Here is an 8,110-nt window from a genome sequence, read left to right on the forward strand (position 1 = left end):
AAAACTTTTGAGAAAAATTCGAAAATTACCCCGTTTGACACGAGTTTTGAAGCCAAAAATTGCCCTTCGCACCGCTTTTGAGAGGTTCTCAAAACGGTACCAGCGCGTCTACCTGGGCATATGTAAAACACGTTTTTTGATCCTGTGTTGCCGCGCAACAAAACCTCGTGTCAAACAAGGTTTTTTTCGAATATTAAGCGAAATGCTCGTACATAGAAAACGGATATTCAGAGCTGAGACTTACAAGAATATAATGACACCCAAGCTTGCACTACAACTTGTAGCGATTGCTCAAAAGCAATGACAACTGCTGGCATCGTAGAAAGGAGTCACGGCTAAAGGAAGGAAACGGAATTTACACCACGTTTAGGACTTGACCATTTACACAAGGCTATATGTCGTTTGTAAAGTAACGCTCAAACTACTTAGGATTTATTTATCCTAAAATCTATGCTATAATTTTCCTAAAAAGGAGGTTTCACCTATGAATGTAAATACAGACACACTCGTTCCTATTTCCGAAGCTAATCAAAACTTTTCTAAAGTTGCACGGCTTGTTGATAAATATGGCTCGGCTGTTATTTTGAAAAATAACGCGCCCCGCTACGTGATTTTAGAGTTTCCAAAAGCTCAGGCTGATGAAAATGCTCTTGCAACAAATGATGAGGTTACAGCTTTATCCGACATGTTTATCAAAAAGAACAAAAAAGTCTATGAGGAACTTGCCAAGTGAAATATTTAACTCGAGAACAGGTGATTAATCTTCATCAGGCTCTAATTAAAACAAGTGGTGGCTCTTTAGGAATACGTGATGAAGGAATGCTTGATTCTGCACTAAAAACTCCGCTGCAAACATTTGACAAGCGTGAACTTTTTCCAACTATTTTAGATAAGGCGACACGCTTGGCTTTTGGTCTTATCAAAAATCACCCTTTTATAGATGGCAACAAGCGCATTGGTACGCATGCTATGCTCATCTTTTTGGCACTCAACAACATTGTGCTGTCTTATAAAGATGAAGAACTGATCGATATTATTTTCAAAGTTGCATCTGATAGGGCAGATGAAAACGACCTTTACAACTGGATTGAAAACCACCAAGCCTGATGATCCAACATTCCGAAGCATTTTTAGGATCTGCCAAAGTCTGTTTGATGCAACGGGTTACAGTGGCGGACATAAGACATCACAAAAGTATTACTTCACTACAGCTTTTCCATTCAAGCAACGCACAACATAATGAGCACATCCATCTGTTCTACATCCAAGATTGACCTTATTCTTATCAGAAACCTCGGTAATACCATTCTCACAAACCACTTCAAGACATGCGTTCTTGGTAATTTCTCCTTCTAAAATACTTGTACCATTTAACGTATCCACCATGCAAGAAGCGGCAACTTTAACATTATGCGCCACAGCAGAACCATTAAGACACTTCAGAAAAACATCGTTCGCCTGAACATTTCTTGCTTCTACCTTGCCATTATGGACTTGTGCATAAACCTTGTCAGCTTTAATATCTGTTACTAATACTTGATTTGATTCAGCTTCAATCTCACAAAAATCAATGCGGTCTGGCAGCGTAACAATGACTTCAGGACTGCCTTTAGCCAGCCACCTAAGCCAGTAAAAAGCCGAAACTTTTTCTGTTTGCACAAGTTTTATACCGTCTTGATTTTCTTCGATCTTAAATATATCTTTTTCGCAATTAACATAACTAATACTAAAAGACTCAGCTGTTCTCACAGTTAAACTAACATCTTTTGTGTGTGCTAAAAACTTCCTACTATTTGGCACTTTACCGTCTCCCTTGTTACTGGATTGCTTGTTTTGATTATACATGGTGAGCAGATATTTTAACAGGAATTTTAGCCACCAAGGGAGCCGCTGGCGTGCTCGCTTACAAAACTTTTGAGAAAAATTCGAAAATTACCCCGTTTGACACGAGTTTTGAAGCCAAAAATTGCCCTTCGCACCGCTTTTGAGAGGTTCTTAAAACAGTATCAACGCGTCTACCTGGGCACATGCAAAACACGTTTTTTGACCTGTGGCACGGCGCCACAAAAACTCGTGTCAAACAAGGTTTTTTTCGAATATTAAGCGAAATGCTTTGTAAAAGCATTTCGGCACGACCGTATGTGCGAACAATACCTGCCGTACTTCCTGCGTTTTTGCATACGTGCGCTCAAAAAGCGGAGGTATAGGACAAAAAAGCGCACCTACGAAACATATGCAGGTGCGCCTAAAATGTAAACACAAACGGCACGAGCACCTTTATGATTGCTCATGCATGAGTGCCTATATACTTATTTATGCTTGCTTATAAAACGCTTCCATATCCTTTGAAAGCTGCGCAAGCGTTGGGGCATCGGTATATGCCATATGACCGCAATTATACAAATGCCACTCGAGCTTCTCTTTTAATTCGGGAGAAAGGAACTGGCATGAAATGTCGTGAAGAACATTCCAATAGGTAGTTGCTGCATCGTAGCGACCGCCCAATATACATACTTTCATGCAAGGATTTCTACGCATAGCAACGCTTATATCGTATGCAACGTTAGCAGACATGCTTGAGCCATCTTTGCCTGGTGTAGTATGTTCCCATTTCCAGTTAACGCCTACGCGATCATAGTTCATAGACATATACGGGGTCTTAAATGAATATCCTAAGGTATTATGACAAAAGTCTCTAAATGCACTTGTCCAGCTTGCCTCAACTGCATCATCAGCAGGATCTTGCGATGCAAACCAAGAACTACTCGACTGAACAGCAACAGGAGCATCACTTGAATAACGCATATCCAAACGCCCTACCACGCGTCCTTGTTCGTACAAAAGATTACGACGGAAATCATCGAGCGTAATACGTAAATGACAAGCGCGAATATGAGCCTCAGGTAACCCGATAAAGTGACTCATCTCTTGTGCAATGCGCTCCTCCTCATTTGCATCAAGGCGGTCACCTTGCAAGAGTGCAGGGGCAAGTGATTTATCGGTCCATACAAGTGCCTTATCAAACCATGATTCGATAGTTTCTTGTGTGCCTGCTTTACCAAAGAAATGAGCCGTTGCAGCCATAGTTGGAAGCATGCCTAAATGATAGAGGTCACTACCCTCTTCTACCTGGGCAAAGTCGAAAATAGCAGACAACATGGTTACACCTGCAACTTTGATGTCTTTTTCACCCAAAAGACGCATCAAAACTGCATTTCTGGTAGTTCCGTAAGACTCACCAAACAGATAAACAGGGCTCAACCAGCGGTTATGCTCCTCAAGCCAGGTGGTAATTGCGCGACAAAACGCGTCAGCGTCTCCATCGACGCCAAAAATAGACGAAGTATCTGCACCTTCGGCAACAGTTGACCAACCAGTGCCCAATGCATCTAAAAATACCAGATCGGTTGAACGCAAAAGGGTATATGGATTATCCTCAACTTCAATAGGCGTACCTAGATGCTTAACGCCATTTGAAACAACGCGGCGAGGGCCTAATCCACCAAAATTGATAGGTACCGAAGCACATCCAGGACCGCCGTTAAAAGCAAAGGTAACAGGACGTGTGCTTTGCGTTTTTCCATTTTCGTCCAAAGCAAGATAGGACATAGAAAACATATTACCTATAAGTGCTCCTGTATCAGAACGTACATCCACATGAGATGCCTGTGCTTGATAGCTGATCATTTCTCCTGATGTTTCATGTGATCCGCGCCATACAAGGTTTGCGGACGCAGCCTTGGGCAAATCAATTCGCGTTTGCGCAGGAACAGTAATAAAGGCGTCCTTTATTTTTGAAGCGCGAGTTGAGGTTTGTGGCTGAATATTTTGCGCAGCAGCAATGCCATCTTGTAATGATTGTGGTGTTGTATCACTCATAGAAATCTCCTTACTTGCATAACTTTTCAAATCGGATAGGATTACATATATATTTGTATGTTCCCCTATTATACGGGTTAACCTACAAATTTTTAGGTGAAAATGGATAAAGAAATTAGGTGTTCATGTTTACATCGTCTTCTGGCGCATCTGGTGACAATATGCAGTCGATACAACATGCAAACGTCACAGGTCGCATAGGACAAACGGGTCGCATTGCTACAACAGCGCGTGCTAAAATGCCGTCTATACCCTTAAGCGCGTCCATGATGCTAGTTACTCTAGGTATTGTATATGGTGACATAGGAACAAGTCCCATGTATACGCTTAAAGCCATTATGACAGGCAACGGCGGACTTATGACCATGAAAGAAGATGTTGTATTAGGAGCTCTTTCACTTATTATTTGGACGCTTACCCTTATTACAACCGTAAAATATGTATTTGTAGCAATGAGCGCCGACAACCACAATGAAGGTGGTATTTTTGCGCTGTACTCACTGGTAAAGCGTTTTGGAAAATGGCTTATTATCCCTGCGATGATAGGCGGAGCTGCGCTGCTTGCAGACGGTATTTTAACACCTGCCGTAACAGTTACCACCGCCATCGAGGGTCTGCGAACCATCCCTTTTATACGCGTGCTTATGGGTGGACGCCAAAGCGTGGTTGTTATAATTACCATCACTATTATTTGTCTTTTGTTCTTTGTACAACGATCAGGAACGTCCTCGATTGGTAAGGCTTTTGGCCCTATCATGACCGTATGGTTTCTCTACTTAGGCATTTCAGGTCTTCTCAATTTATGCGCCGATCTAAATGTTTTGCGCGCGCTTAATCCCATCCGTGGAATTGTATTTTTGTTTAATGGTCAGATAAATGCAGCTGGCTTAATGGTGCTTGGTAACGTGTTTCTTTGTACCACAGGTGCAGAAGCACTTTATAGTGATATGGGTCATGTTGGTAAGGTCAATATTTTTGCAACGTGGCCTTTTGTTAAGGCCTGCCTTATCCTTAACTATTTAGGACAAGGTGCATGGATACTTGTGCATAACTCATCATTAGGTCTTGCAAGCATGGACGACTTAAATCCGTTTTTTCAGATGATCGATCCAAATTATCGTGTCTTTGCAGTTATACTCTCTACACTAGCAGCTATTATTGCATCTCAAGCACTTATTACTGGCTCGTATTCCATTATTTCCGAAGCAATTCACTTAGACCTTATGCCACATATGAAAATAAATTATCCATCGCTTAATAAAGGTCAAATCTATATCCCGCTTGTTAACAATACCATGTGGCTTGCATGCATACTTGTTGTGCTTATCTTCCAAACTTCAAACCACATGGAAGCTGCCTATGGTCTGGCTATCACCGCAACCATGTTAATGACCACCATTTTGTTGTACACCTACTTAACTTCAATTAAGCGTAACAAACCTGCAGCTATTATCTTTGGTTTGTTCTTTGGTGCAATTGAGCTGATGTTTTTCTTCTCATCGCTCACCAAGTTTTTCCATGGTGGATATTTTACCGTGCTTATGGCAGCAGCAATGTTTGCCATTATGTATATATGGAGGCGCGCAACAGCAGTAGAACATACACAAACCGTCTATTTACCCATCGTTAAATATATCGATCAGCTGCGCCGTCTTAAACGCGACCGTGAATTCCCCTTTACCGCTGACAACATTGTCTTTTTATCAAATGACTCATCACAAGACCGTCTTGACCGAGATATTTTATACTCAATTTTGGATAAGCGTCCAAAACGTGCAAAAGCATACTGGTTTGTGAATATTAAAGTTACCAATGAACCATACACTCACGAATATTTGGTCGAAAACTTTGGTACCAACTTTATTTTTAAAGTACAGCTCCGTCTTGGATTTAGAGTAAACCAACGCATTAACACCTATCTGTATCAAATTGTTTCCGATATGGTAGATGCGCGAATTCTGCACCCTCAGCATCACAAGTATTCAATTTATCGAGAAAATAGCAACGTTGGCGACTTTAGATTCTGCATGCTGCGTAAGGTTTTGTCGCCCGAAACCAATATCTCGGGTCTTAATCGCGTGGTAATTGAAGCTAAATATATTATTCGCAGACTTTGCGGATCGCCTGTCAAATGGTATGGCCTTGAAAACTCAAGCATTATTTTTGAGTATGTACCGCTCTTTACACGAGCAAAACAGCAGCACCGCCTTACACGCATTATGAAACCACTTCACGTAAACCCCTCTCCTGAACAAACAGGAGTTATGAACATAGACGACAGTGATGAAGATATCTTTTCTGCCAGCGTTAAACACGAACTTGCAGATTCGTATGAGTCGGTTGAGCACTCCCTTATTGGTGGAGATACAGCTAGCTTTAGACCGCTTAGACTGGATGACAACGATGATAGTGAAGATGATGAGTATAGCTATCAAGGCGAAGAATTTATAGGCACTGATACGGGCATTTTTGAGCCCGAAGCACAGGACATGCATAATCTGCCGCATGGCCTCACAACTCATCCTTCTAACACGCGTAATACGCCTAAACACACGCAATAAGTACTCACAGGCTTAATTTCATAGTGTTTACCTAAAATGGCTCTTGAGCGCTGTTTAGAATACAGTCAAGAGCCATTTATATATGGGTATATCGTTCAAACTTTGTTGGTTTTCAACGTGTTATTGCTGTTGATCCACAAGATTGTCATTTAATAAACAAATAAGAGCCTTCATATAAAACGCGCGCTCATATGAGCGCGCGCAAGACAAGCTAGATAAAGATTCTTCCACAACCAATAGGAGCTCCATGATCATACAAGTGGCTCCAATGTACGTCAGGCGGATAAGCTTCTATGATCCAATCACCGCCACAGTAAATTGCAACATGACCGCGCCAGAATATGAGATCTCCTGGTTGTCTGTCTGCAAGATTAATGCTTTGATACATGCCACTATTGTATAAATTATTAGCATCATGACTATGCCAACCATAAGGGCCTGTGGCCCAGTGATCATATGGATTAAATTCGCCCAAATCCATACCACAAGCATATGCACATTGCATGACAAGTCCTACACAATCGGTTCCAACACCTGGAGCACATGCATAATCCCATACATACGGAGTACCTATATATTCTTTAGCACGGCTTAGAAAAGCATCAATACACTCTTGTCTTGAGGCATTCACGCCAATACGCGAAGACGTCATATAGTTAAATGGATACGGAGCTCCCCACACCGAAGGTACATTCCACGATGATACACGGAAATAACCTGCAGGATTTTGATAACCCACTTTATCGCAACGACCATTAGAATCAAAGCGATATACATATCCATCAATAGTTGTATCACAATTTGCAAGCATGGCGCCGTTTGACTCAAGGTAAAATACACCCGTTGGATCGGTTAACCAACCAGTTTGCATTTGATAGGTTGTAGGATCAAGATAATAATAAACTCCGTTTACTTTTTGCCACCCAGTGGCACATAAGCCAGACGCATCGGCAGTATAATACCATGCGTCATTGCTATAAAGCCAGCCAGAGCATGGTGTACCCAGCTTTGAATACGCGTAGAGCTTACCGTTGATTTCTTCAGTATGATCCAACAAAACATAATCGTCGTTCGCATAAAAATGGAGATCATTAACCGTAAAAGTACCCTTACGGAGTTTTTTTGAATGAGGATCTACATAAAAGTTCTTACCACACGCAGAAATTAAGCCTGTAGGAGTTGATCCATCAGAAGCAATAAATACATCAGCTGTAATTTGGCCTTGAACTTGGCCATTTTCATCAATAAGGAATTTGCTGTTTCCATCGGTTACTATGGTATTGTACAAGAGTCCTGCATCTTGATCTATCCAGTAGAAATGATTATCTACTGCAACTTTTTTAAAGCGCGTGAGTAGATCCTGCGGGTCAAAGTAGAAACGTTTACCGTTAGAAATGGTATACCAGCCCTTAACTAATACCCCATTGCTATCAGTATGCATCCAGGAATTTTGACTAACTTGAATCCAAGAGTCATACAAAAGTCCTGCGTTTTCATCTAACCAGTAGTCTTTATGATCATCGGTTAGTTTACCTGTTACCATCTGGTAGTTGTCTTTATTAAAGTAGAACCATTTACCATTAGGTGCATGATACCAACCTTTAACAAGACAACCATTACCATCGGTGTGAAGCCAGTTACCTTTAGAATCTTTTACCCACTCGTTATAG

6 protein-coding genes are annotated in these 8,110 nt (G+C 41.4%); 3 read left to right on the top strand and 3 right to left on the bottom strand.

Going from position 1 to position 8,110, the window contains the following annotated elements; genetic code table 11:
- Positions 1 to 484: 484 nt before the first annotated feature.
- Together AC5GD6_RS05775 and AC5GD6_RS05780 are read left to right on the top strand one after the other, a co-directional pair.
- Entirely contained in the window at positions 485 to 733 is a 249-nt protein-coding gene (locus AC5GD6_RS05775; RefSeq protein WP_473225671.1) for a hypothetical protein, read from the top strand.
- Positions 730 to 1,107: a type II toxin-antitoxin system death-on-curing family toxin gene (locus AC5GD6_RS05780; protein WP_491846438.1), complete on the top strand. Its 378-nt coding sequence runs from the start codon at positions 730 to 732 to the stop codon at positions 1,105 to 1,107. The genes AC5GD6_RS05775 and AC5GD6_RS05780 overlap by 4 nt, the downstream gene beginning before the upstream one ends.
- A gap of 90 nt (positions 1,108 to 1,197) precedes the next feature.
- Here the strand turns inward: AC5GD6_RS05780 and AC5GD6_RS05785 are convergent, their stop codons facing one another.
- Both AC5GD6_RS05785 and AC5GD6_RS05790 read right to left on the bottom strand, forming a co-directional pair.
- Positions 1,198 to 1,800, bottom strand: coding sequence for a DUF4097 family beta strand repeat-containing protein (locus AC5GD6_RS05785; RefSeq protein ID WP_473225673.1), 603 nt, complete (start codon positions 1,798 to 1,800; stop codon positions 1,198 to 1,200).
- A 513-nt stretch (positions 1,801 to 2,313) separates the two neighbouring features.
- Entirely contained in the window at positions 2,314 to 3,879 is a 1,566-nt protein-coding gene (locus AC5GD6_RS05790) for a S10 family peptidase (RefSeq protein ID WP_491846439.1), read from the bottom strand.
- Positions 3,880 to 4,004: 125 nt separating this feature from the next.
- Between AC5GD6_RS05790 and AC5GD6_RS05795 the strand changes: the two genes are divergently transcribed.
- On the top strand, positions 4,005 to 6,440 hold the full coding sequence (locus AC5GD6_RS05795) for a KUP/HAK/KT family potassium transporter (protein WP_416447883.1): 2,436 nt from the start codon (positions 4,005 to 4,007) through the stop codon (positions 6,438 to 6,440).
- Between the two features lie 211 nt (positions 6,441 to 6,651).
- Here the strand turns inward: AC5GD6_RS05795 and AC5GD6_RS05800 are convergent.
- Positions 6,652 to 8,110: C40 family peptidase (locus tag AC5GD6_RS05800; protein WP_491846440.1), on the bottom strand; the 1,459-nt coding region annotated here is incomplete at its 5' end.

Source organism: Fannyhessea sp. (genome assembly GCF_986145555.1).